This is a genomic window from Photorhabdus heterorhabditis, from assembly GCF_018448905.1.
GTDB classification, from domain to species: Bacteria; Pseudomonadota; Gammaproteobacteria; order Enterobacterales; family Enterobacteriaceae; genus Photorhabdus; species Photorhabdus heterorhabditis.
In genome coordinates this window covers 1-380 of record NZ_RCWA01000192.1, presented here as the reverse complement: position 1 = coordinate 380, position 380 = coordinate 1, and the positions used below count along the sequence as shown (strand labels likewise).

1 protein-coding gene is annotated in these 380 nt (G+C 38.4%); it reads left to right on the top strand.

What is annotated here, in order from left to right; all coding sequences use genetic code 11:
- Nucleotides 1-380, top strand: a 380-nt coding sequence (locus EAE89_RS23250; protein WP_214086695.1) for an IS30 family transposase, incomplete at both ends; no start/stop codon positions are given.

Here is a 380-nt window from a genome sequence, read left to right as displayed (position 1 = left end):
GTTGATAAAAAAGAACGTATTGGGGACTGGGAAGGAGATACGATAATAGGGAAAGATAAAAAAAGTGTCTTATTAACATTGGTTGACCGCAAGACGCTGTATACAATAATCGTTAAACTTGATAGCAAGCAGGCATCAGAAGTCGCGAAAGCGGCAGTGAAAGTATTATACCCGTTAAAACAAAAGGTTAAGACCATCACGTTCGACAACGGTTTGGAGTTCGCAGATCATGAAATCATCGGTGAAGAATTAGAAACCCAAATTTACTTTGCTCACCCTTATTCGCCTTGGGAAAGAGGGATCAATGAGAATATCAATGGGTTAATCAGACAATACTTTCCAAAGGGAACCAATTTTAATGAAATCTCTGATCAGGAAAT